The sequence below is a fragment of the Acidovorax sp. K2F genome (assembly GCF_025246485.1).
Classification (GTDB): domain Bacteria; phylum Pseudomonadota; class Gammaproteobacteria; order Burkholderiales; family Burkholderiaceae_C; genus Acidovorax; species Acidovorax delafieldii.
In genome coordinates, this window is the sequence record NZ_JAOBSQ010000034.1 from 32360 (window position 1) to 57248 (window position 24889).

The 24889-nt window shown below is 56.4% G+C and carries 25 protein-coding genes and 1 other RNA gene; 25 read left to right on the forward strand and 1 reads right to left on the reverse strand.

Annotation, left to right across the window (positions count from 1 at the left end; all coding sequences use genetic code 11):
- From N4G42_RS11945 to N4G42_RS11975, 6 genes are all read left to right on the forward strand, one after another.
- A complete protein-coding gene (locus N4G42_RS11945) occupies positions 1–675 on the forward strand; it encodes an HAD family hydrolase (RefSeq protein ID WP_099730465.1) in 675 nt (224 codons plus the stop codon).
- 13 nt (positions 676–688) lie between these two features.
- Positions 689–1075: a transfer-messenger RNA gene (gene ssrA, locus N4G42_RS11950) on the forward strand.
- Positions 1076–1167: 92 nt separating this feature from the next.
- Positions 1168–2835, forward strand: coding sequence for a site-specific integrase (locus N4G42_RS11955; RefSeq protein ID WP_260667316.1), 1668 nt, complete (start codon positions 1168–1170; stop codon positions 2833–2835).
- 47 nt (positions 2836–2882) lie between these two features.
- Positions 2883–3332 (forward strand): H-NS histone family protein, encoded by a 450-nt coding sequence (locus N4G42_RS11960; RefSeq protein ID WP_260667317.1) that lies wholly within the window; start codon positions 2883–2885, stop codon positions 3330–3332.
- A gap of 106 nt (positions 3333–3438) precedes the next feature.
- Positions 3439–3801, forward strand: a complete 363-nt coding sequence (locus tag N4G42_RS11965) for a DUF2591 domain-containing protein (RefSeq protein WP_260667318.1) — start codon at positions 3439–3441, stop codon at positions 3799–3801.
- Between the two features lie 161 nt (positions 3802–3962).
- The gene (locus tag N4G42_RS11975) at positions 3963–4430 is read left to right on the forward strand and encodes a pilin (protein ID WP_313771910.1); all 468 of its coding nucleotides are present in this window, start codon (positions 3963–3965) and stop codon (positions 4428–4430) included.
- 38 nt (positions 4431–4468) lie between these two features.
- Here the strand turns inward: N4G42_RS11975 and N4G42_RS11980 are convergent, their stop codons facing one another.
- Complete coding sequence (locus tag N4G42_RS11980) at positions 4469–4768, reverse strand: hypothetical protein (protein ID WP_260667319.1); 300 nt, start codon at positions 4766–4768, stop codon at positions 4469–4471.
- Between the two features lie 282 nt (positions 4769–5050).
- Between N4G42_RS11980 and N4G42_RS11985 the strand changes: the two genes are divergently transcribed.
- The 19 genes from N4G42_RS11985 (at position 5051) to N4G42_RS12075 (ending at position 24834) form a co-directional block, all read left to right on the forward strand.
- Positions 5051–6448: a MobA/MobL family protein gene (locus tag N4G42_RS11985; protein WP_260667320.1), complete on the forward strand. Its 1398-nt coding sequence runs from the start codon at positions 5051–5053 to the stop codon at positions 6446–6448.
- A gap of 102 nt (positions 6449–6550) precedes the next feature.
- Complete coding sequence (locus N4G42_RS11990; RefSeq protein ID WP_260667321.1) at positions 6551–7000, forward strand: hypothetical protein; 450 nt, start codon at positions 6551–6553, stop codon at positions 6998–7000.
- A 334-nt stretch (positions 7001–7334) separates the two neighbouring features.
- On the forward strand, positions 7335–8456 hold the full coding sequence (locus N4G42_RS11995) for a hypothetical protein (protein WP_260667322.1): 1122 nt from the start codon (positions 7335–7337) through the stop codon (positions 8454–8456).
- A gap of 140 nt (positions 8457–8596) precedes the next feature.
- Positions 8597–10537 carry a class I SAM-dependent DNA methyltransferase gene (locus tag N4G42_RS12000; RefSeq protein WP_260667323.1) on the forward strand — a complete coding sequence of 647 codons (1941 nt, stop codon included), beginning with the start codon at positions 8597–8599 and terminating at the stop codon, positions 10535–10537.
- A complete protein-coding gene (locus N4G42_RS12005) occupies positions 10534–11013 on the forward strand; it encodes a restriction endonuclease subunit S (RefSeq protein ID WP_157497312.1) in 480 nt (159 codons plus the stop codon). Before N4G42_RS12000 ends, N4G42_RS12005 begins: the two co-directional genes overlap by 4 nt.
- A gap of 591 nt (positions 11014–11604) precedes the next feature.
- Positions 11605–12072 carry a Spy/CpxP family protein refolding chaperone gene (locus tag N4G42_RS12010; RefSeq protein WP_260667324.1) on the forward strand — a complete coding sequence of 156 codons (468 nt, stop codon included), beginning with the start codon at positions 11605–11607 and terminating at the stop codon, positions 12070–12072.
- A 17-nt stretch (positions 12073–12089) separates the two neighbouring features.
- A complete protein-coding gene (locus tag N4G42_RS12015; protein ID WP_260667325.1) occupies positions 12090–12416 on the forward strand; it encodes a hypothetical protein in 327 nt (108 codons plus the stop codon).
- Positions 12417–12433: 17 nt separating this feature from the next.
- Complete coding sequence (locus tag N4G42_RS12020) at positions 12434–13120, forward strand: response regulator transcription factor (protein ID WP_056063622.1); 687 nt, start codon at positions 12434–12436, stop codon at positions 13118–13120.
- Entirely contained in the window at positions 13117–14499 is a 1383-nt protein-coding gene (locus N4G42_RS12025; protein WP_260667326.1) for a sensor histidine kinase, read from the forward strand. The genes N4G42_RS12020 and N4G42_RS12025 overlap by 4 nt, the downstream gene beginning before the upstream one ends.
- A 406-nt stretch (positions 14500–14905) precedes the next feature.
- On the forward strand, positions 14906–15871 hold the full coding sequence (locus tag N4G42_RS12030; protein ID WP_260667327.1) for an ABC transporter substrate-binding protein: 966 nt from the start codon (positions 14906–14908) through the stop codon (positions 15869–15871).
- A 22-nt stretch (positions 15872–15893) separates the two neighbouring features.
- Positions 15894–16730: an ABC transporter permease gene (locus N4G42_RS12035; RefSeq protein WP_260667329.1), complete on the forward strand. Its 837-nt coding sequence runs from the start codon at positions 15894–15896 to the stop codon at positions 16728–16730.
- Entirely contained in the window at positions 16727–17506 is a 780-nt protein-coding gene (locus N4G42_RS12040; RefSeq protein ID WP_260667330.1) for an ABC transporter ATP-binding protein, read from the forward strand. Before N4G42_RS12035 ends, N4G42_RS12040 begins: the two co-directional genes overlap by 4 nt.
- 22 nt (positions 17507–17528) lie before the next feature.
- A complete protein-coding gene (gene hutC / locus N4G42_RS12045; RefSeq protein WP_260667331.1) occupies positions 17529–18341 on the forward strand; it encodes a histidine utilization repressor in 813 nt (270 codons plus the stop codon).
- A 65-nt stretch (positions 18342–18406) separates the two neighbouring features.
- A complete protein-coding gene (gene hutH / locus N4G42_RS12050; protein ID WP_260667332.1) occupies positions 18407–19948 on the forward strand; it encodes a histidine ammonia-lyase in 1542 nt (513 codons plus the stop codon).
- 39 nt (positions 19949–19987) lie between these two features.
- Entirely contained in the window at positions 19988–21712 is a 1725-nt protein-coding gene (hutU, locus tag N4G42_RS12055) for a urocanate hydratase (protein ID WP_260667333.1), read from the forward strand.
- A 105-nt stretch (positions 21713–21817) separates the two neighbouring features.
- Positions 21818–22564, forward strand: coding sequence for an IclR family transcriptional regulator (locus N4G42_RS12060; RefSeq protein WP_085943596.1), 747 nt, complete (start codon positions 21818–21820; stop codon positions 22562–22564).
- A 31-nt stretch (positions 22565–22595) separates the two neighbouring features.
- Positions 22596–23345, forward strand: coding sequence for a glutamine ABC transporter substrate-binding protein (locus tag N4G42_RS12065; protein ID WP_010465677.1), 750 nt, complete (start codon positions 22596–22598; stop codon positions 23343–23345).
- A gap of 29 nt (positions 23346–23374) precedes the next feature.
- Entirely contained in the window at positions 23375–24043 is a 669-nt protein-coding gene (locus tag N4G42_RS12070; RefSeq protein WP_260667334.1) for an amino acid ABC transporter permease, read from the forward strand.
- Entirely contained in the window at positions 24040–24834 is a 795-nt protein-coding gene (locus N4G42_RS12075) for an amino acid ABC transporter ATP-binding protein (RefSeq protein ID WP_005794442.1), read from the forward strand. The genes N4G42_RS12070 and N4G42_RS12075 overlap by 4 nt, the downstream gene beginning before the upstream one ends.
- Positions 24835–24889 lie beyond the last annotated feature (55 nt).

The window sequence follows — 24889 nt, forward strand, 5'->3', positions numbered from 1 at the left end:
ATGGCTACCGTTTTTCATGGCATTCGCGCAGTCCTTTTTGATTTGGATGGGACTCTGATCGACAGCGCACCAGACTTGGGGGCGGCCGCAGACAAAATGCGCACCGACCGAGGTCTGCCTTCGCTGCCCCCGGCCCGATATCGCCCCATGGCGGGAGCAGGGGCCCGCGGCATGCTGGCAGAAGCCTTTGGCATGGGGCCAGATCACCCAGACTTTGCCGTCATGCGCGAAGAGTTTTTCGTGAACTATGAAACTCGCATGACCGAGCAGACCACCATTTTTGAAGGTGTGCCTGAATTGGTGCGCCAGATTCTCGAACGTAACATGACGTGGGGTGTGGTCACCAACAAGGCTGCCCGCTTTACCGAACCCCTGACCCAGGCTATTCCGCTGTTTGCTACCGCTTCGGCAGTGGTCAGTGGCGACACCACGCCACACGCCAAGCCCCATCCCGCGCCCCTGCTGGAAGCGGCTGCGCGGTTGTGTGTGCCGCCGGAGCAGTGCATTTACGTGGGTGATGACGAGCGTGACATCGTGGCAGGTCTGGCGGCAGGCATGGGTACAGTGGCCGCCATCTACGGCTATTTGGGCGCCAAGACCGACCCTGCAGAGTGGGGCGCGCACGCCGCAATTAAATCTCCCAGTGAGCTCTTGCAATTGCTCGCGAACGCCTAAAATAGGAAGCCTAGGGGCTGTCCTGGTTTCGACGTGGGTTCGGGATCAGTGTGGTGCATGTCGAGCTTGAGTCACGCTCGTAAATCTCGATTTAACAAACTAACTGCAAACGACGAACGTTTCGCACTCGCTGCTTAATTGCCAGTGAGCCTTGCAACAGTTGGCCGATGGGCTGGGCAAGGGGGTTCTGAGCAATCAGTGCCTCCCGGCTGCAAGGATAATTACATGGGCTGGCTTCCATCCGGGTACCTTGGGTGGAGGTGAGAAAATAGGGTGCTGGCGGCCCATGTAGCGTGCGACTGCGCGACATGGGTAGCGAGATCCAAATCAGACCGCTAAACATGTAGATCTGCCTGACGAAGGCTTGCGGACGCGGGTTCAATTCCCGCCAGCTCCACCACTTTTCTAAGTCCTTGATTCTTAAGGACTTTTTGATAGGGGAAACGCTCACACTATGGGGTAACACCAAGGGTCACACTTTGGAGTCTCTTAGTGCGTTCATCTGCCTACCTCGTACAGACCCGTAACGGCGTCTATCACGCCCGGTTTGTTGTTCCTCAGCATCTTAGAAACCCTTCTGAGAGCAGGGAATTCAGGGTCTCAACCCTTACCAAAGACCCACGCGACGCCAAAGCGCGTTCGCGGCTTTTGCGCGTCCTGGTCGAGCAAATCTGGGCGACTTCTAGGGTACTCTCTCGGTCATCACTTGTTGCATATTTACAAGCTCAGATGACGACCTCCCGAAAGCCTCAGCTCCCCATCCCCTTTAACGCGCACAAAGACGACAACGGGGAGTGGCGCTTCACAGACGTCAAACCCGAGGACGTGCCCGCTATCGACGACTTCCTAGAAGCCATGGATCGTCATGCAGCGCGTTCACTGCCGCTATCTCAAATAGCGTTGAACACGACCCACGACGAAAAAATCAACGACCCCGGCAAGCTCGCGCCCGTGGCAAAAAAGCGGGTCACCCGGATGGCTGCGGAGTATTTGAAATACGAACAGCAAAGAGAGGTTGACCAAGAAATCGGGGTCAAGAAGGTTCCCCAGATTAGGACACGCCTGCGCCCCTTTCTTGATACCTATGGCACCCGCCACATTGGGAGCCTGACGCCTGCCGACATTGAGGCCTACCGCAAGATGTTGGTTTACTACCCCAAGAACGTCTATAAGCTTGCATCAGCAGCGGGATTGACCTTTGACCAGATTGTTCAGAAGTCAAAAAACAAAACTCTCTTGGACAATAAAGGGCAACCCTCCGAACGGATTTCGTCTTTAACGGTCGATGGCTATATGATGACCGTATCGAATTTCTTGGAGTATTGTAAAAAGCAATTTGCTATCAACCCAACCGTAATGGAAGGGTTTGCGAATAAAGTGGGCAAGGCAAAGGAAGGCATCAAGCGCAGAGCCTTCAACAAAGATGAAATGCAAAAAATCTTTGAGTCCGCCTATTATTCGGAGGCTACCTATAACTGTGCCTATCAATATTGGGTGCCACACCTTGGCGCATTTACAGGCGCACGGGTCAATGAAATTTCCCAACTTACCCCGGATGATGTTGACCAGGATAAGGATGGAATTTGGTTCATCAAAATTACAGCCTCTGATGAAGATGATGAGAAGTCCATTAAGAATGAGGAATCCCGCCGCATCATTCCAGTTCATCAAAAACTGATTGACCTGGGCTTTATTGACTATGTAAAATCTCAAAAGGAAGCTAAGGCGACAAACCTTTTTGATATCAATAAAGCAAAAGCCGATAAGTTTGGGAAAGTGCCTTCTGAGTGGTTTAATCAAAAATATCTAAGAAAATATATCGGCATCGAAGATAAGTCAGTCGTTTTTCATTCATTCAGACATAGATTTATTACGTCGTTGGCACAATCCATTATTGATGGTTCTGGTTTGTCGGAGGATGCCGTCATCAAGGAGAGAATTCCAGAGGCATTGGTTTTAAGACGCATTGTAGGTCACTCAGTTGCACATAGCATCACCGCAGGCCGAGGGCTATATGATGCCCATACAGACACCTATACCGGCGAATTTTCTATCGCCAGTATGAAAAAAGTCATTGATAAGCTAAATTACGAGGGTGTGACCTTCGCTAAATTTCAGCCTATCGAGGCAGGTAAAAAACGGCGAGTTATGTTAAAGTAGAGCGCTCAATTAGATTGGGTTTTTTCACTAATGAGAGGATGGGGATAATGGCTTACACATTTGAAGAGATTAAGAAGCTTGAACAAAAAGCCGCTGAGGCTGCTCAAAAGCTTGAAGAGGCCCGGCAGGAATTTAAGAGCGTTAGCATTGTAAAAGTCAAAGAAGAAATCAAGCTCTTTGGATTGTCTCCCCTCGAACTATTTACACGCCAAGAGATTGAATCCGCTCTTGACCGCGCACCTAAAAAACCGTCATCAGAAAAGCCAAAAGACGATGACGCGAAGCCGCGTGTAAACGTCGTTATTTTCCGCGACCCTGCTAGCGGTACCGAGTGGAATGGCAAAGGCCCAATGATTCCTAAATGGCTTGTGGCGTTGAAGCAAGACGGGAAGCTTTACAAAGATTTCTTGGTCGAGGGTACAAAGTGGAACGGTAAGCCAGAGAAGGCCCCACATTGGGTTAAAGCACTCCAAGAAGAGGGTGTCTCGCTCAGTTGATAGCGGTGACTATCAAGAATAAAGAAAGGGGCCTAGGCCCCTTTTTTTATTGACTTGTCAATTCATAGTTTTTCTTTTACTGTTTAAGAACGTTAAAGGAAATACTATGAAGTTGAAAAATTTATACGGCGATGAGCTTGATAAAGCGGTGGCAATTGGTCTTGGTTGGACGCTGGTACGCGCCAAAGATCCAAAAAACGATTATTTTCAATCAGAAGATAGGCCTATTTTTGCCGCTAATTGGCAGCCGTCTCAAAGCGCTAGGCAGGCAATGAGACTATTAATAGAGCAGCAAATATCAATCGAATATTTGGAAGATTCGCAAAAGTGGCGAGCCTACTCAAAAAATAAAAATGGTGAAATAATTGAGTCAATCTACAAAAGACCTCATGAGGCTGTGTGTAGAGCATTCGTTCTCAAGAAAGAATCTGAGGGCATTAAATTTGACATTGATTCGTTTAAAGACTAATGTGAAATTGCCTTGACGGTATAGTTTAAATCCACCCCGGTAAGCCGCTGTTTTATGCAGCGGCTTTTTTTATTCAGGTTTTATTTGCAATGGCTCGTAAATTTTGCTTAACTGTTTCTACCGGAAACGGATTTAAACTAAAAGGAATTTTTATGAACATTATGAACAAAGCACAACAAGGTTTCACCTTGATTGAACTGATGATTGTGGTTGCAATTATCGGTATTCTTGCCGCTGTGGCTATTCCACAATATGGTGAATACACTCAAAAAACCAAGATGGCTAAGGTGCAGGCCTTAGCAGCACCTATAAAGGGCACATTGGCTCAGTGGTTCAGTGAAAAGGGTGCTTGCCTGAATTCGACTGTGACCGCAGATATGGATACTCTTGGTTCTCAGGCTCCGACACTGACTGACCCATCTGCCGAAGTAAAGTTAGTGGCTCTGGGCGGTTCTGGAAAAAGTTGCACTATTACTCTGACAACTAAAAAGTTAGGTTCTGATTTTTCGGATGATGCGCAAACAATTACATTTACTGGCGACTTTGACAAGAATCCTATTAAATGGACGGCAGCACCTTCTGCGGGTATAACAAAGGCCGCAAAAACGCTTGTTGAATCTTGGCAATGATTGGACATGAAATAAAAAAACCGGCACTGCCGGTTTTTTTATTGCTTTTCATCGTCATTTGGTGGTGTTTCTAATGACTCTTTGGAAAATATCAATACTTCATTGAGAAGTTCTTTGTCTCTGTCGCTTGCTAAATTAACAAGCTTGATAAGAGTTTTTCTAATAGACATGTCCGTCTTACTCTTGCTGATAAGTAATGCACCTAAGATAATTTTCTTTCTCCTATCCTCGGCGCCTTTTTTCTTTCTGCTGGCCTTTAGTAGTTTGCTTTTTATATCTTGTATTTCCTTAGCCCTCTGTTCTAGCCGGTTGATACGCTCTGCATAGCTATTGCTCATAATTTGACTCCTGTGTATTTAATATACGGATTTGGAGTTCAATATCAAATATTATCGAATATTGAAAAAGTTCTGATAATATAAATTCATGAAACGCGCTGGTATATATAAATGGTTAGATAGCATAGCCCCCTGCAAGGGCTCATTTACGCAAACTAAAGTTTGCCCATTCGGCATGGGCTACGCCCCTGCACCCCGATGCTTCGCATCCTTGCGTGTATTAGTTTTTAGCTTTCGTGAACCGTCTGGCGACGATTCACATATACCAGGGGGATGCGTCTAATGGCTGCGCTTGCCACATGGTTCACCCCCGTTTTAAGCGTTTTGTCTCGCTCTGACGGTAAAAGCGCCGTCGCCGCTGCGGCCTATCGTGCTTGTACAAGACTTCACGATGCCCTTTATAAAAAGGTGCATGACTACACCCGTAAAGGTGGCCATGTGCTTTCCAAGATATTCGGTGACCACAATTTCAGTATTGAAGAATTGTGGAACGCTGCGGAAGCTGCTGACACTCGGAAAAATTCAAGAACGGCAAGAGAGCTTATGGTTCCGCTTTATTTCGAGTGGACTGATGAACAGCGCGTGAAATATTGTGACGACCTTATAGCCATGCTTAAAAAGTCGTATGGCGTTGCGGGTGTCTATTCCATCCACAAACCGCACGATGGGCGGAACTATCACGTTCACATTCTTTTTACGACTCGGGAGGTTGTCGCAGGTGAATTTTTGAACAAAACAAGAGTTCTAGACGAAGGAAAGAAGAATGGGGAAATTTCAAAGCTACGCGAGAGAGTGGCAGAAATCACTAACACGCATTCGAAGTTAAATGGTTCAGACTTCTATGTGACGGGCGGAACGTTTGCTGAACATATTGAAAATCATATCCCTATGGTGAATATTCCTATCAATGCATCCAAAGAACACCGAAAAGATTTGGAAAGCGATAATGAAGAAATTAAAAGGACAAGAAGCCAAGTCTCAAAGATGCAGGAAGAATATGAGACAGTTCAAAAGGCCATAACGGCACTAAAAGAAGTTAAAGCCGACATGGATGCAGCAGCATTGATTGATGTACCAGTCCCGGAAAAATTGCCACCGTCGATGGTTAGGAATTCAAAGCCCAGGTTTTGGGAAGAGCAGCCAAAAGAGGTTGACCAACGAATAAAAGCGGAAGAGGCTGAGCGTAGGACAAATCTGTTAAATGAAGCGTACCGCGTGCGGGATGGATATAACCTAATTGTCAAAAGCCGTAGAGATGCGGAGGCTACAAAAAAGGAAATGAATGCGCTTAAAAATAAAATTGCGAACATTCGCGCTACGGAGCCGACCATTTTTGAAAGTGTGTATCACAAGATGCACGACTTGATATCTAAATTCGGCTTGAACTCTGTCGCTCCAATTGATGCAATTGCGGAGAGGGAAAAAGAAATTGACCGTCTTGCCAAAATTTGGCATGAGAAAAGGAAAGACCTAGACCGCCTAGCCAATCTTACCAATGACAAAGAGAATATGAAGTTGTTTTATGCCTGGCAGATGGATGAGAGATATAAAAATGCAATTGCGGAATCTACGGCTCAAATTCCCAAATTTAATCCTGGCAATAATATTGTTGCAACTAAACAACAATTGGATTATTCGGACCATCCTTATCACATAGAGGATGAACCTAAGCCGTATTAATATTAAAGCAGACTGATTGAGAGTTTGCCCGTGACTCCTCGAAAGAAATGGCGGCACCTTGGTAAAAAAAGATAATCAAATTAAATATTGAGGATGTAACAAATGCCAGTACTTAGATTAAAGGAGTTTCACTACTCTAATTTATATCATGACTATGATTTCTTATTCACCATCCAAGAGGCGGTCTCCCTGAAAATACGTTTGTCGGGTAGGCCCGTTGCTTTTAGGTGGGAAGAAAATGCCAAGGGGAACCCTGTGCGCCGGGGTCTTTATGTTGGGTCACCTACCTGCACTAATCACATTAAATATGCGATTAAAGTAGCCAATCGCAATTTGCGTGACCAGCGGTTAGGAGAACTTGCGCGCTTTTCTGAGCGTCTGCTCTTTGAAGCCCGAGAGGGATGGATTGACACGGAGTATCACGAGCAACGCGGCGACTTCAACCCCGACCTTTATGGAATTGAATACGAAATTAATCCTTGGCGTTTAAAACATTACGGTTTACCAAGACCCCACCCTCTAACTGTTCGCCGTATGCTACACCAGTGGTAGTCAGTCGGGGATTGATAACGGCCAGAAACAGAATCTTGGGAAGAATAGGAGTACTCCGACAAAAGTATCACCTTGATATCAGATATATAAGATTGAGTTCTTAAACTTGCTTTATTGCGTGGCTAATGATATTTTGATTGCACAAAGAAAAAGCCCGCACAAGGCGGGCTTTTATATCGCATCTCATTTCGACCGGGCTGCGATACTGGAAACAGTTTTATGATACTAAATATTCATCAATTGTCAAGTAAACAGGTCGGCATGAAAGCCGACAATGACAAACTCTAAATCAAAGGCGCTTAAAAGCCCAAATCGGGAATACATACGTGTAACCATGGCATCACGCCTTATGGCGGGCTTTTACGACCAAAAAAAGCGCAACCTTAAAGGTTCATCCGTTATAGGCTGTGGAAGATGGAAAGCCTACGGACGCGATTCAACCACCGCAGAAATACAGGTTGACCAGGACGGCGCCCGGTTTGATGGTCATTTTATATGTGGGAATGTGTGGACTTGTGACCGGTGCGCCCGTGCTCGTGTGTCTCAATCACGCTCATGGATACGTGCGGCCTTTATTCCATCCTTGGAACTCCATCAATTAAGCGCCGCCATGATGACTTTTACCATGGCACACACTTACGATGGTAACTGGACTGAATCAATCGATAGGCTGCACGATGCCTATAAGCTGTTCGATAAAAATATGTCGCGCCACTATAAGGCCATTGGTAGTATGGGAAAGCTCAAAAGCTTGGAAGCCCCGGTAGGTAAAAATGGTATTCATGGGCATTTCCACGTGCTTTTAACCTATGGAGCAGACATGGATATGTCAGCCTTTGAGGCGACGGCCCGTAAAGAATGGGATAAGGCCGTTAAAAAGGTGGGCGGTCAATGTAATGAGCATGGCTTCGACCTCAAATTAAACGCGGCGGCAGACTATTTGGCAAAGCACGACCTAGCGCATGAAATGTCTAGCCATGACACTAAGGCAGCCAGGGAAAAGGGTTCATCCCTATCGCAACTATTAGACCGTTCTGCACGCGGAGATAAGAAGGCTTCCGCCGAGTGGCTCAGAGCTATTGAAGCATTGCAAGGCCGTAGGCGCTTTCATGCTGGTGATATCGCTTCAAAATTGGGCATCCCAACATGTTCGGAATGGGAGGATGAAGAGCACCAAGCCGAGCTTATCGAGCACGCCGCCAACATGCCAGAGCCCGTAAAAATCACTTATCCGCTACGTGATCACCTTAGAGCAACCGCTATTGACCATCCAAGGTTTGGATTGGCGCTTATATTGCGTGCAGCAAGGGGCGGGGATGCTGAGAAGGTATGGTCTATGGTCAAGAAGCTTTGCGACGAGTACGACGCATTCAGGCGGAGCCAAGCAATCACCCCAGAACAGCAAATAGAGGAAAGGCTATTTGCTGAGGTGGGTAAAGATATTTGCTTTGATTAGTAATGTTTTAGCCGTTGCGAAATTGCCTCAAGTATTGAAGCTCTTTGCTATGAAAATTGACGAGTATTTCATTTTGAGGCATAATCTAAGGCTTTGTCATCAAGGCGGTTGATGGCGTTGGTCGGTTCATAAGGCATCAAATGAGTAACGAGCGCAAAACTGAAAATATTGTAAGAGATGCACTTACAAAGAATGGCTATTACGGGTCTGTTTCGGTTCTTGTTGAAGAACAAAAAAGCAACATTGAAGATGTTAAATCTTTGATGAAATCCGCTAGCAAGTCAGGCGGTACCGGCATAGGTGCACCAGAGTTTATTATCAGCTCACCTTATGCGCCAGACTTCCTAATCGTCATCGAGTGCAAGGCAAATGTTAAAGACCACAAGAGTTCATCTATTGATGCCATTCTGAATGGTGCACTTATAGGTGAATCGGAAGAAGTAAAAATTAAGCGGGTGAAGCGGTTCGCTGTTGATGGCGCCTTTCACTATGCAAAAGCCCTATCTAAGAAATTTAACGTTATTGCGATTGGAATTAGTGGGGAAACCAAGAAGCAAGCTTTGTTGGATACTTATCTTTGGCCCAAAGGGGGAGATAAGCCAAAAGTGCTTTGCTCAAAAGATGGTGCTTCGCTTAATGGAATAATTTCTTGGGCTGATTACATCGAACACGCAACTTTTGACCCTACCGTTCAAAAATTGCGCTTTGATGAGTTGATGGATTTCGCCTCTGAATTGCATGACTTCATGCGTGACCATGCAAAATTAACGGAAAGCGAGAAGCCGTTAGTCGTTAGTGGAACTCTTATTGCGTTGAGGAATAACGCTTTTGCCGCTTCGTACAACGTTCAAACACCTGCACAACTACAAAAAGATTGGATGCGTGTCATCAAGGAAGAAATAAGCGCTGCGTCTATTCCCCAGGCTAAAAAAGACAATATGGCGCAGCCTTATTCAAGCATTGGTGTTCATCCAGAGCTTGGAAAGGCTTCGAAAGCGTATCCCAAAGGAGCATTGTTTGAGTTGATTGATAGGCTGAATTCAAAGGTTTGGCCTTTTATTAGCGTATATCATGATTTCGATGTTGTGGGCCAGTTTTACGGGGAATTTCTTAAATATACTGGTGGTGATAAAAAAGCACTTGGCATTGTTCTTACCCCGCGACACGTTACCGAACTGTTTGCGCTTCTGGCGAATGCAAACAAGACAAGCAAGGTTTTAGATATTTGTGCTGGCACTGGTGGATTTCTAATATCTGCCATGCACAGGATGTTTAAATCTGCCACCACTGAGGCGGAACGGACTGCTATAAAGTCGAGTGGTTTGGTTGGGGTTGAGCAGCAACCGAATATGTTTGCCTTGGCTGCTTCTAATATGATTCTTAGGGGTGATGGGAAGGCTAATCTTTATCAAGGTAGCTGTTTTGATGATGCTATCGCAAAGGCTATAAAGGCGCATCAATGTGATATTGGAATGGTGAATCCGCCTTATAGTCAAAGTGATAGCGACTTGCATGAATTGCGCTTTGTTAAGCACATGCTTGACTGTCTTAAAGAAAAGGGCGTTGGCATTGCTATTGTGCCAATGAGCTGCGCTCTGAATGCTGATTCATTGCGTGCAGAGATTCTTAAAGAGCACACCTTAGAAGCCGTCATGTCTATGCCTGACCAGCTTTTTTACCCGGTTGGCACGGTGACTTGCATAATGATTTTTACTGCGCATATTCCTCACCATGTATCTAATAGAAAAACATGGTTTGGATATTGGAAAAATGACGGCTTTGTTAAGACAAAAAACAAAGGACGGATTGACCAAAATTTGACGTGGGAATCCATTCGAAATCGTTGGGTTGAGGCTTTTCGCAATCGTGAGGTTCATCCTGGTGAAAGTGTGATGATGCATGTCGATGCAGAGATGGAATGGTGCGCGGAAGCTTATATGGACACTGACTATGCTTTGATTCAGCAGCAGACCTATGAGGCGGCAGTTCGTGACTATGCGATATATAGAATGCTGGGTCAGACTAATAGTTCTAACTTAGAAGAATCGGATGTTGTTGAGGTTATCGGAGACGACAAATGAAGCTTGTACCCTTATCAGAGCTATTCCGCGTCACTTATGGGGTTAACTTAGAGTTGAATAAAATGACCCTAAGTGCAGATGGAATCCCATTTGTTGGCCGTTCAGAAAGAAATAACGGAGTTACAGCACGAGTAGCTAAAATCCCTGGCGTAATTCCCAACCCGGCTGGAACGCTGTCTGTTGCTGGTGGCGGTTCCGTTTTGGCAACTTTCTTGCAACCGGAGGAATTTTATTCAGGTCGTGATTTGTTTTATCTCACCCCGCTTTTTGATATGACGGACAGTGTTAAGTTGTATTACTGTGCGTGCATTCGTGCCAATAGGTATAGATATAGCTATGGACGGCAAGCAAATAAGACTTTGAAAAGTTTGATGTTGCCCGCGCCTGACTCCATTCCCTCGTTTGTTGATGAGGGGTTGAGTCGGGTAGTTGTCGAGTACGGCAAGCGGCTTGCCTCTATTTGCCCTGGCCAGTGAGTCTGATGCGGAATTGAACCCGCGTCCGCAAATTGACCCGGCAAGGTGGATTGACAGGGGTCACACTGCGGGTCACACTCTGGGGGCACACTTTTCAACCTCCCTCGGTGTACCGGACATAGTGGAGCTTTGTAGTGTTTCTTCCAAGTCCTTGATTTATAAGGACTTTGGCGGATTTGGTGGGAAACTCTCCTGAGTCCCGCCAGCTCCACCAAACATAAACCCCCAACTGGTAACGGTTGGGGGTTTTTCTTTTCCCACTGATTTTGTACTGCTGCGCAAGGATAGTTGCTTCCGTTCGCCCTTACCGAACGATTCGATGCACCTCCTGGCTCTGAGGCGTGACGTCTTTGAACCATGTCCCTCAACGGCAATCCGCAGTGGCTGTATATCCCCGGCGTCGCGTTGTAAACCCCTGACAAAATCGGTTAACACGCTGCCGTCCGCGCAGTCAAACACCTGTCAACGTGCTTCGCCAACACCGCCCAAGAAACAAAATGAAATAAACCGAAACTGGTTCGAGACCACGTTCCAAGCCGCTGCGCGCACCATCAGGGTCATGTTCCATACCGTCTTTGAAAGGACAGCATCATGAAACCCTGGATCAAGAAAACGCTGATGGGCATTTTTGGTGCGTCCATCGCGGTGGGTGGGCTGACGGCCTGCTCCAGCGGGCACCACCAGCGCGGCCCGATGACTGCGGAAAAGATGGCGGAAGTGCGCGGCAAGATGGTGGACCGGGTGAGCAGCAAGCTGGATTTGAACGAGGCACAAAAGACCAAGCTCAATGCCTTGGCCGATCAACTGGAAGCCCAGCGCGCAGCGTTCGTCGGCAAGACGGCAGACCCCCGAGCCGAGGTGCAGGCCATTGTGGCGGGCGACAAGTTTGATCGGGTGCGGGCGCAGTCCCTGCTCGAAGAAAAAACGCGTGCGGTGCAGGCCCACAGTCCCGCAGTGGTCAATGCGATGGCCGACTTCTATGACAGCCTGAACCCTGACCAGCAGCAAAAAGTGCGGGAGCTGATGCAGCGTCGCAAGGGCTGGATGGCCCGCGGGTGATGGGTGGGGAGCATTGCATGTCACCCACGCTGGAACCTATCCACCGCCTCGCCCAGGGCGTTCGTGTGCACGGGCCCGCGCTGCTGTCGGGCATGCCGGAGCCTCACGATGAGCTGATGTCGCTGGTCTGGGGGCCGCGCTTTGACCGCGAGCATGCGATGGGCCTGGTCGCTCGCCAGCCCTCGGCGGCGGCCCACACGCTGCCTGCCCTGCTGGCAGCTGCCGACCATTTTGATGCGCTCCATGCCGGTGCGCAGGGCCGTTTGCGGCGACTCATCGTGCGACACCGCGCATTGTGTGCGGCTGGCGCTTCTGTCGATACCGCCCTTGGGGAGCGCGCCTGACGGTGTGAGAATTGCTCATGCACCGCATATTGTTGATTGACGACGACGCGCAGTTAGGCGCTCCCCTGGCCACTTACTTCCAGCGTTTTGAACTGGAACTCGTTCATGCACTTCGGCCGAGCGATGGCTTGGCACAGCTGACGGCCGGCGGGTTTGACGCTGCCATCCTCGACGTGATGCTGCCCGAAATGGACGGGTTTGAGCTGTGCCGCACCATCCGCAAGCAGGGCGACCTGCCCATCGTGATGCTGACCGCGCGCGGCGAAGTGATGGACCGGGTGGTGGGGCTGGAGCTGGGGGCTGACGATTATCTGCCCAAGCCCTTTGAGCCACGTGAACTGGTGGCGCGCCTGCAGACGGTGTTGCGCCGGCGCAGGGCGCCGGGGCAGGGCGTTGCCGTGGGCGCGCTGGAGTTCGAGGGCCTGTCCATCGACGCAGCGCGCCGCAGTGTGCAGCGCCATGGTGTGGTGGTGGAGCTGACCGGCACGGAGTTCGACCTGTTGCACCTGTTGGCGCGCGAGCCCGGCAAGGTCTTCAGCCGCGACGACATCCTGAACCAGCTGCGTGGTCATGAGGCCGAGCTGTACACCCGCGCGGTGGACATCGTGGTGAGCCGGTTGCGCAAAAAGCTGGAGCCGCTGGACTGCATCAAGACATTGCGCAACGTGGGCTACTCCCTGGCTTTGCGCCGCGCTGCCCCATGAAGCAGATTTGTTCTCCCATTCACGACCCGAACTGCCCCTGGCACCGCCGGGCGCGCCACGCGGTAGGGCATTCGCTGCGCATTCGGCTGGTGCTGGTGTTCATGGCACTGGCCGTGACTGTGGCGGTCACGTTCATGGGCGGGGTGCAAAAGGCCGTGTCCGTAGGCTGGCGCGAGGCTGCGCGGCCGCTGCTGATGGACTATGTGGACCGCCTTGCCGCCGAGATTGGCAGCCCGCCGAGCATTGAGCGCGCGCAGGCGATTGCCAATCGCCTGCCACTGACCTTGCGCATCGACGGGCCGCAGATCCACTGGGCATCGCACCCCGACCAGCAGAACCCCGACTGGGTGAGCGACAAGGTCCGCCAGGAAGACCGCTGGACCGGGGACGAGAACGGGCACAGCCTGCTGCGCCGCACGACGGCAGATGGGCACCATATCGAGTTCGGCCTGAACGCGCTGTCCTGGGACAAGCGCCCGCGCATTGCGTGGGGCACGCTGACCGTGCTGCTGCTGCTCACGGCGCTGGCCTATGTATATGTGCGGCATCTGTTGCGTCCGCTGGACGACATCCGCCAGGGCGCGCAGCGCTTTGGCAACGGCAACTTTGCCCAGCCCATACCGGTGCGGCATGCCCACCGGCCGGACGAGCTGGGCCAGCTGGCCGAGACCATCAACACCATGGGGGATGACATCCACCAGATGCTGGAGGCCAAGCGTGCACTGTTGTTGGCGATGAGCCATGAGCTGCGCAGCCCGCTCACGCGGGCCCGCCTGAACACGGAGCTGCTGCCCGAAACGGCCGATGTGCAACCGCAGCGCCTGGCGCTGATGCGCGACCTGGGTGAAATGGCGGGCCTCATCACCGACCTGCTGGAAAGCGAGCGCCTGGCGGGCCGCCATGCGGCGCTGCACCGCGAGCCCACTGATGTCACCGAACTGGCGCGCGAAGTGGTGGCCGACCTGTGCTCCCGCCATGCCGGGGCCGCTGATATTGCCTTGCACGTGGCGCCGGACTTGCCCTCGGTGCGGCTGGACCGGTCCCGCCTGCGGCTTTTGCTGCGCAACCTGCTTGACAACAGCCTGCGCCACAGTGAGTCGGGTGCCTTCCCCCCTGAGCTGCATTTGCGGCTGGCGGATGAGGGGAGGGTGCTGGAACTGGAGGTTCGTGATCATGGGCGCGGTGTGCCCCCCGAGCACCTGCCACACCTGGCCCAGGCGTTCTACCGCCCGGACACCGCACGCCAGCGCGCCACCGGTGGCGTCGGACTGGGTTTGTACCTGTGCCGGCTGGTGGCGCAGGCGCACGACGGGCAATTGCACATGCGCAATGCAGAGCCCGGCCTGTCGGTCACTGTGCGTTTGCCGGTGGTGGAATAGGTCGCGAGCCGGCGGCATAGACAGGTTGGCCTCTGCGCTGGCAGGTGGCGTCGCACCGATGCGGCCAGGCCAGCGCACAGGCCTGGTGCAATGGGGAAGTGGACATGCCAGCGGCCATGTCCGGCTTCTCAACGCAAATTGATGGCTTTTTTGCGCTGTGGCCCAGGTGTTTATTGCCCTGGTAGCTATCAAATCAGGAGTGGTTACTGGTGCCTTGGACCACCAGAGAACACACCATCCTCCCTGGCCCCGTTCTTGCTGAAGATCGGCACCCCCTCGCATGAGCCTGATTTTTCAGTGTTTACCCTGTATATACAGGTATGCTGAAACTGTCATCATGGCTTCCGGTACGCAGGTGCGTTCCGGTGGGCAGGGCCAAGGTACTTTCTTCAAACAGGAGCAGATGATGACTCGATCGGTTGTGAAATGGACGTCGCTGGCAGCGGCAGCAGCATGCATGATGGCCCTGGCCGCACCGGCCCAGGCGCAGGACACCAAGATTGTGCTGGGCATGTCCGGCTGGACAGGTTTTGCACCGCTCACGCTGGCCGACAAGGCTGGCATCTTCAAGAAGAACGGCCTGGATGTGGAGATCAAGATGATTCCGCAGAAGGACCGCCACCTGGCCTTGGCCTCCAAGTCCATCCAGTGCGCCGCCACCACGGTCGAAACACATGTCGCCTGGAACGCCAACGGCGTGCCCATCGTGCAGATCTTCCAGATGGACAAGTCCTACGGCGCCGACGGCATTGCGGTGCGTGGCGATATCAAGAGCTTTGCAGATCTCAAAGGCAAGACCATCGGCGTGGATGCGCCCGGCACCGCGCCTTACTTCGGCCTGGCCTGGATGCTGAGCAAGAACGGCATGAGCCTCAAGGACGTGAAGACCACCACGCTGTCGCCCCAGGCGGCCGCGCAGGCCTTCGTGGCGGGCCAGAACGACGCCGCCATGACCTACGAGCCATACCTCTCCACCGTGCGCGACAACCCCGCCTCGGGCAAGATTTTGGCCACCACGCTCGACTACCCCATGGTGATGGACACCGTGGGCTGCGACCCCACCTGGCTCAAGGCCAATGGCAAGGCCGCGCAGGCCCTGGCCAACTCGTACTTCCAGGCGCTCGACATGATCAAGGCCGACCCGACGAAGTCCAACGAAATCATGGGCGCCGCCGTCAAGCAGACGGGCGAGCAGTTTGCCAAGTCGTCGTCTTTCCTGCGCTGGCAGGACAAGGCTGCCAACCAGAAGTTCTTTGCGGGCGAGCTGCAGGCTTTCATGAAGGACGCCACGGCCATCCTGCTGGAGGCCGGCATCATCCGCAAGGCGAATGAGGACCTGGCGGTCACCTTCGACGCGAGCTTCATCAAGTAAGAAACTGGAAGAAGAACGCGCCATGTCTGCCGTGCAACCCCTGTCCGTTACCGCGCCAAGAGCCCCTGTGCGGCGGCGTTCACTGGCTCCACTGGAGCCTGTGAGTGCCCGCGCCCGTTGGTTGCTGGGCTTTGGTTTTTTTGTGTTGTTTGTGCTGGTGTGGGCGTTTTTCACGCTGGGCGGCTATGTGTCGCCCACGTTTTTGGCCAGCCCCGTCACGATGGCCAAGGAGGGCTGGCTGCTGTTTGCAGAGTACGGCTTTCACAAGGACATCGGCATGACGGTGTGGCGTGTGTTCGGCGGCTTCATCCTGGCCGCAGTCATCGCCGTGCCGCTGGGCATTGCCATGGGTGCTTACAAGGGCATCGAGGCGTTCTTTGAGCCCTTCATTTCGTTCTGCCGCTATCTGCCAGCCTCGGCCTTCATCCCGCTGCTGATCCTGTGGGCGGGCATTGGCGAGGCTCAGAAGATCCTCGTCATCTTCATCGGCTCGGTCTTCCAGATCACGCTGATGGTGGCCGTGACCGTAGGCGGCGCGCGGCGCGACCTGGTGGAGGCTGCCTACACCCTGGGTGCGGGCCACAAGGGCATCGTCACGCGGGTGCTCATCCCCGGTGCTGCCCCCGACATTGCGGAAACCCTGCGCCTGGTACTGGGCTGGGCCTGGACGTATGTGATCGTGGCCGAGTTGATCGGATCGTCGAGCGGCATCGGCCACATGATCACCGACAGCCAGTCGCTGCTCAACACCGGCCAAATCATCTTCGGCATCATCGTCATCGGCCTTATCGGGCTGGTGTCCGACTTCGCCTTCAAGGCCCTCAACCACCGGCTGTTTGCCTGGAGTTTCGTGCGATGAGCTCTGTTTCCATTCAAGCCGTCTCGCGCGTTTTCGAGACTGCCAAGGGCCAGCGCACGCAGGCGCTGCAACCGGTGGACTTTGAAGTGCGGGACAACGACTTTGTGACCATCCTCGGTCCCTCGGGCTGCGGCAAGTCCACGTTGCTGCGGATCGTCGCGGGGCTGGACCATGCCACCAGCGGCCGCGTTCTGCTGGATGGCGCGCCGGTCAAAGGCCCCGGCGCCGAGCGCGGCATGGTCTTCCAGAGCTACACGCTGTTCCCCTGGCTCACCATCGAACAGAACATCCGCTTTGGCCTGCGCGAGCGGGGTATGCCCGAGGCGCAGCAGAAAGAGCGCGCCGCGTACTTCATCGCCAAGGTGGGGCTGCGCGGCTTTGAGCAGCACTTTCCCAAGCAGCTGTCGGGTGGCATGCAACAGCGCACCGCCATTGCGCGCGCGCTGGCCAACGACCCCAAGATTTTGCTGATGGACGAGCCCTTCGGCGCGCTCGACAACCAGACCCGCGTGCTCATGCAAGAGCTGCTGCTGGGCATCTGGGAGGCCGAGCGCAAGACCGTGCTGTTTGTCACCCACGACATCGACGAAGCCATCTTCATGGCCAACCGCGTGGCCGTGTTCAGCGCCCGGCCCGGTCGCATCAAGACCGAGCTGGCGGTGGACTTGCCGCACCCGCGCCATTACACGATCAAGACCAGTCCCGAGTTCATGGACCTCAAGGCGCGCCTGACGGAGGAGATCCGCGCCGAATCCATGGCAGCGGATCTGCATTGAGCCTGACTGACTGCTTCCCACCATGAGCGCCCGTCCTTCCCGCCGCACCGCCGCCACTGCACCCCGCAGTGCCACGCCCGCCAAGGCCGTGGCCGCCGTGGCTGCGCCCGCGCAGGCCATGGCGCTGTACGAGCAGGTCAAGGACCACATCTCGCGCAAGATCCAGGAAGGCATCTGGCGCGCGGGCGACCGCCTGCCGTCCGAGAACGAGCTGGTCACCCAGTTCGGCATCTCGCGCATGACGGTGAACCGCGCGCTGCGCGAGCTGGTAGAGCAGGGCCGCATCGTGCGCGTGGCGGGCGTGGGCAGCTTTGTGGCCGAAGACAAGCCGCAGTCCACGCTGCTGCAGATCGCCAACCTCGCGAGCGAGATCCGCCAGCGCGGGCACGACTACCGCTGCGACGTGCTGGCGGTAGAGCGCATCTCGGCAACGCTCGAAGTGGCCGCCGCGCTGGACCTACGCACCGGCGAGTCGGTGTTCCACTCGCTGTGCATCCACCGCGAAGACGGCCTGCCTGTGCAGCTCGAAGACCGTCACGTGAACCCGCGCCAGGTGCCTCAGTTCGCCGCGCAGGACTTCACGCTGCTGCAACCCTCCGAGTACCTGGTGCGCAACGTGCCCTTCGACCAGATCGAGCATGTGGTCGATGCCGTCATGCCCACCTCGGAGCAGGCCACGCTGCTGGAGATGTCGCCGCAGGAGCCCTGCCTGCTGCTCACCCGCCGCACCTGGTCGCGCGGCGTACCCATCACCGTGGTGCGCTGCCTGCACCCCGCTACCCGCTACCGTTTGGGCAGCCGTTTCCGAGCCGACGGCAACCCCGTCGCTGGTTGACGGCTGTTGGTCAAAAGCCCCAGATTTTTTCGCTTGTACCTACTTGTATATACAGGATCAACGCCATGACAAAAGCCACCACTTCCTCCCTGACCCTGCTCCCCGGCCATGTGTCGTTGGCCGCGCTGCGCAGCATCTATGCCGCGCCCGTGCAATTGTCGCTGGACCCGTCCGCGCGGGCCCTCATGCAGGCGTCGCTGGCCACGGTGCAGCGTATCGTTGATGAAGACCAGGTCGTCTATGGCATCAACACCGGCTTTGGCAAGCTCGCCAGCACCAAGATTGCGCACGAGCGCCTGGCCGAGCTGCAGCGCAACCTGGTGCTGTCGCACAGCGTGGCCACGGGCGATGCGCTTGCGGACGATGTGGTGCGCCTCATCCTTGCGACCAAGGCCATCAGCCTGGCGCGTGGCCATTCGGGCATCCGGCCCGAGATCGTGGATGCGCTGCTGGCCATGGCTAACGCCAATGTGCTTCCTGTTATTCCGGCCAAGGGTTCCGTCGGTGCATCGGGTGACCTGGCGCCGCTCGCCCACCTGGCCTGTGTGCTAATCGGGGAAGGGCAGGCCAAGGTGGATGGCAAGGTGGTGCCCGGTGCCGAGGCCATGCGCTCCATCGGTTTGCAGCCGTTTGTGCTGGGTCCCAAGGAAGGGCTGGCGCTGCTCAACGGCACGCAGGTGTCCACCTCACTCGCGCTGGCCGGGCTGTTTGGCGCGGAGAGCGTGTTTGCTGCAGCGCTGGTCGCGGGCTGCCTGTCACTCGAAGCCATCAAGGGCTCGGTCAAGCCCTTTGATGCGCGCATCCACGAGGCGCGCGGCCAGGCCGGGCAGATTGCCGTGGCGGCCGCTGTGCGCGCCTTGCTCGACGGCAGCGCCATCGACCCATCGCACCCCAACTGCGGCCGCGTGCAAGACCCGTACTCCATTCGCTGCGTGCCGCAGGTGATGGGCGCGTGCCTGGACAACCTGCACCACGCCGCGCGCGTGCTCACCATCGAGGCGAACGCCGCGTCGGACAACCCCCTGGTGTTCGACAACGGCGACGTGATCTCCGGCGGCAACTTCCACGCCGAGCCGGTCGCCTTTGTGGCCGACATCATTGCGCTCGCCGTGGCCGAGATCGGCGCCATCTCCGAGCGCCGCCTGTCGCTGCTGCTGGACCCGGGCCTCTCGGGCCTGCCCGCGTTCCTGATCCGCGACAGCGGCGTGAATTCGGGCTTCATGATCGCCCAGGTCACCGCTGCCGCGCTGGCAGCCGAGAACCAGTGCCTGGCCAACCCCAGCAGCGTGACCAGCCTGCCCACATCGGCCAACCAGGAGGACCATGTCTCCATGGCCACCTACGGCGCACGCCGACTGGGCGACATGGTGCGCAACGCGGCCGTGATGGTGGGCATCGAGGCCATGGCCGCTGCGCAGGGCATGGAGTTCGACCGCAGCTTGAAATCCTCTCCGCTCGTCGAAGCACAGTTCGCCGCCATCCGCGAGCGTGTGGCCTACCTGGAGCAAGACCGCTACCTTGCCACCGACATCGAAGCCATGCGCGCATGGGCCCAGCAGTCCCCCTGGCCTGCCGCGCTCACGCAGTGCCTGCCCAGCTTCGCCTGATTTTTTCCACGCACACCCACTGATTCACAGGAGCCCACCATGAACGCCAACGACGCCATCATCGCCGCCGCCTCCAACACCGACCCCCGCCACGACGCCAGCCGCGTGATCCGCGCGCCGCGCGGCACAGAACTCACCTGCAAGAGCTGGCTCACTGAAGCGGCCTACCGCATGATCCAGAACAACCTGGACGCCGAAGTGGCCGAGCGCCCGCAGGACCTGGTGGTGTACGGCGGCATTGGCCGTGCTGCGCGCAACTGGGAGTGCTTTGACCAGATCCTCGCCTCGCTCAAGGACCTGAACGACGACGAAACCCTGCTCATCCAGTCCGGCAAGCCCGTGGGCGTGTTCAAGACCCACGCCAACGCGCCCCGCGTGCTGCTGGCCAACAGCAACCTGGTGCCCAAGTGGGCCAACTGGGAACACTTCAGCGAGCTGGACCAGAAGGGCCTGTTCATGTACGGCCAGATGACCGCCGGCAGCTGGATCTACATTGGCACGCAAGGCATCGTGCAGGGCACGTACGAGACCTTTGCCGAGGCGGGTCGCAAGCACTTTGGCGGCTCGCTCGAAGGGCGCTGGATCTTGACCGCTGGCCTGGGCGGCATGGGCGGCGCGCAGCCGCTGGCCGCTACCTTTGCGGGCGCGGTGTCGCTCAACATCGAATGCCAGCAAAGCAGCATCGACTTCCGCCTGCGCACACGCTACGTGGACAAGCAGGCGCGTGACATTGACCACGCGTTCGAGCTGATCCAGCAGCACACGGCGGCCAAGGAGGCCGTGTCGATCGCCCTGCTGGGCAACGCCGCAGAAATCCTGCCCGAGCTGCTGCGCCGTGCCAAGGCCGGCGGCCTCAAGCCCGACCTGGTGACAGACCAAACCTCGGCCCACGACCTCGTCAACGGCTACCTGCCCGCAGGTTGGACGGTGGCCCAGTGGCGTGCCGCGCAGCAGGACGTGACCCAGCACGAGGTGCTGAAGAAGGCCGCTGCCAAGTCCTGCGCCGTGCATGTGCAGGCCATGCTCGACTTCCAGCACATGGGCATCCCGGTGGTGGACTACGGCAACAACATTCGCCAGGTGGCGTTTGACGAAGGCGTGAAGGACGCCTTCGACTTCCCCGGCTTTGTGCCTGCCTACATCCGCCCGCTGTTCTGCGAAGGCAAGGGCCCGTTCCGCTGGGTGGCCCTGTCGGGTGACCCGGAGGACATCCGCAAAACCGACGCCAAGATCAAGGAGCTGTTCCCCGAGAACAAGCACGTGCACCGCTGGCTCGACATGGCGGGCGAGCGCATCGCCTTCCAGGGCCTGCCGGCGCGCATCTGCTGGCTGGGCCTGGGCGAGCGCCACATTGCGGGCCTGGCCTTCAATGAGATGGTGAAGAACGGTGAGCTCAAGGCCCCCATCGTCATCGGCCGCGACCACCTGGACACCGGTAGCGTGGCCAGCCCCAACCGGGAGACCGAAGGCATGAAGGACGGCACCGACGCCGTGAGCGACTGGCCGTTGCTCAACGCGCTGCTCAACACCTCAGGCGGCGCCACCTGGGTCAGCCTGCACCACGGCGGGGGCGTAGGCATGGGCTACTCGCAGCACTCGGGCATGGTCATCGTGGCCGACGGCACTGAAGCCGCGGCCCAACGCCTTGCCAATGTGCTGGTCAACGACTGCGGCAGCGGCGTGATGCGCCATGCCGACGCGGGCTACGAACTGGCGGTGGAGACGGCCAAGAAGCAGGGCCTGAAGCTGCCCATGGTGAAGTGAAGGAGCGAGGGAGGGAATGACAGGAATGTGAAAAAAGGGAACTGCATTCCCATTCGTTGGGAATGTTGGGTTTGAATGCCGCTGCAATCCTTTGATACTGAGTCCATGCCCACCCGTGGACCCACCTCCGTTGCCGCCGCCGACCGTGTTCTGCACGTGCTGGCGGTGCTGGCGCAGCACGGGCAGCCCATGTCGGCCGCCGAGCTGGTGGAGGCCACGGGTCTGGCACGCAGCACGCTGTATCGGCAGCTGGCGCGGCTCAAGCTGTGGGGCTTTGTGCTGGAGAGCAGCGGGCACTACGCGCCCGGGCCGCTCAGCCTGCAACTGGCCCTGGGCTTTGACATGGCGTCGCATCTGGTGCACCACGCGCGGCCGGACATGCAGGCCCTGGCCCGGCAGTCCCACGAGAGCGTGGGGCTGGTGGTGGCCGTGAATGACAGCGTGGTGTGCCTGGACATGGTGGACAGCACGCAGGCCCTGCGCTGCTCGTTTGAAAAAGGGCGCAGCGTGCCGCTGCGCGCGGGGGCCTCCGCCAAGTGCCTGCTTGCCCATGTGGCCCCGGCCACACGCAATGCCATTCTGGACCTGCACTACGGCGCAGACACTGCTGAGCGCCAGGCGGCGCTGACCGAGCTGGAGGGCATTGCCAAGGCGGGTTACGCCGTCAGCTCCGGCGAAGTGGATGCCGGTGTCTGGGGCGTCAGCGTGCCCGTGTTCGGCTCTCCCCGGCAGGCCGCCGGAGCCATCACCCTGATGGCCCCGATCTTGCGGGCCCAGGGGCAGGAGACCGCACTCACCGGCATGGCCGTCGTCGCCGCAGCGCGCATCTCCCGCCAACTCACTTCTCCCTGATTTCCCTCACCCCTCCTCAGGAGTTTTTCCCATGAACCTTCGCCGCAACCTTCTTCTGGCCAGCTTGGCCGCCGCAGCCTTCTGCACCACGGGTGCACAGGCCCAGGACAACGTCCTGCGTGTGGGCACCGATGCCACGTTCCCGCCCATGGAGTTTGTCGAAAACGGCAAACGCACGGGCTTCGACATCGAGCTGGTGGAGGCCATTGCCAAGACCATGGGCAAGCAGGTCGAGTGGGTGGACATCGACTTCAAGGGCCTGATTCCCGGCCTGATTTCCAAGCGTTTTGACATGGCGGTCTCGGCCATCTACATCACCGACGAGCGCAAGAAGGTGGTGGACTTCACCGACTCCTACTATGCCGGTGGCCTGGTGGTGATGGTGAAGGCCGACAACAAGGCCATCAACAAGCTGGCCGACCTGGACGGCAAGAAGGTCAGCGTGCAGGTGGGCACCAAGTCGGTGGCGTACCTGACCGAGAAATTCCCCAAGGTGCAGCGTGTCGAGGTCGAGAAGAACCAGGAGATGTTCAACCTGGTGGACATCGGCCGCGCCGACGCTGCCGTGACCGGCAAGCCCGCCGCGTTCCAGTATGTGCGCACCCGTCCCGGCCTGCGCGTGCTCGACGAGCAGCTCACCACCGAAGAGTACGGCATGGCCCTGCGCAAGGACACGCCCGAGCTGACGAAGGCCGTCAACGGTGCCATCACCAAGCTCAAGGCGGACGGCACCTATGCGGCCATCGTCAAGAAGTGGTTCAGCAACAGCGCTGCCAAGTAAACCGCAGCCACACGTTGCCGAACTGAGCCATGGAACTCGATTTTTCTCCTGTCTGGGCCGGACTCCCCCAGTTGCTGGCGGGTGCGCTGGTCACTGTGGAAATCACGGCTGCCTCGCTGCTGCTGGGCTGCGTCATGGGCCTGCTGGTGGGCATTGGCCGCCTGAACCCCAAGCGCCGCGTGATCTACGCCCTGTGCACCGCCTACGTGGCCGCGATCCGTGGCACGCCGCTGCTGGTGCAGCTGTTCATCCTGTTCTTTGGCCTGCCGCAGTTCGGCATCCTGCTGCCCGCTTTTGTGTGCGGCGTGATCGGCCTGGGCATCTACTCGGGCGCCTATGTGTCCGAGGTGGTGCGCGGCGCCATCCAGTCCATTGACAAGGGGCAGATGGAGGCGGCGCGTTCCATCGGCATGTCCTCAGGCCTGGCCATGCGCACCGTGGTGCTGCCGCAGGCCGTGGTGCGCATGATTCCGCCACTGGGCAATGAGTTCATCGCGCTGATCAAGAACTCGGCGCTGGTGTCGCTGCTCACCATCCACGACCTGATGCACGAAGGGCAGAAGATCATCAGCGTGTCGTACCGCTCGCTGGAGGTGTACCTGGCGATTGCGGTGGTGTATTTCATCCTCACGGGTGTCACTTCGTTGGTGCTGCGCCGCATGGAGTTGCGCCTGCGTGCCGGGGGGATGGTGCAATGAAGAAAAATTCTGTGATGACCGGAGCAAGCCCATCCGCCGAGCCCATCGTGCGCATTCGCGGACTGCGCAAGTCGTTTGGCAGCCACGTGGTGCTGAATGGCATCGACTTTGACGTGCTGCCGTCGCAGGTGGTGGTGGTCATCGGGCCCAGTGGCTCGGGCAAGAGCACCTTTTTGCGCTGCTGCAACGGGCTGGAGCAGCCCGAGGGCGGCACCGTGGAAATTTGCGGACGCACGCTGGTGCAGGACGGCCGCATGCTGCCCGACCATGACCTGAACGCCCTGCGCGAAGAAGTGGGCATGGTGTTCCAGTCGTTCAACCTGTTTCCGCACCTGTCGGTGCTCGACAACGTCACGCTGGGTCCGCGCAAGCTACGCGGCCTCTCGCGCAAGGAGGCCGAGGAGCGCGCACAGGCCCTGCTGACCAAGGTGGGCCTGGCGCACAAGGCTTTGGCCATGCCTGCCAGCCTGTCGGGCGGGCAAAAGCAGCGCGTGGCCATTGCCCGCGCACTGGCCATGGAGCCGCGCGTGATGCTGTTCGACGAGCCCACGTCGGCGCTGGACCCGGAACTCGTGGGCGAGGTGTTGCAGGTCATGAAGCTGCTGGCCAGCGAAGGCATGACCATGATGGTCGTGACGCACGAAATGGACTTTGCACGCGAGGTGGGCGACGTGGTGGTGGTGATGGACGGCGGCGGGATCATCGAGTCCGGCCAGCCTGCCACCATCTTCACCAACCCCACGCAGGAGCGCACGCGCTCCTTTCTGCAGGCGGTGCTGACGCGCGCCTGAGGCTGGGTGTGCGTGATGGACGACAACGGTCAATAGCCTACAAGGAGACAGCTCG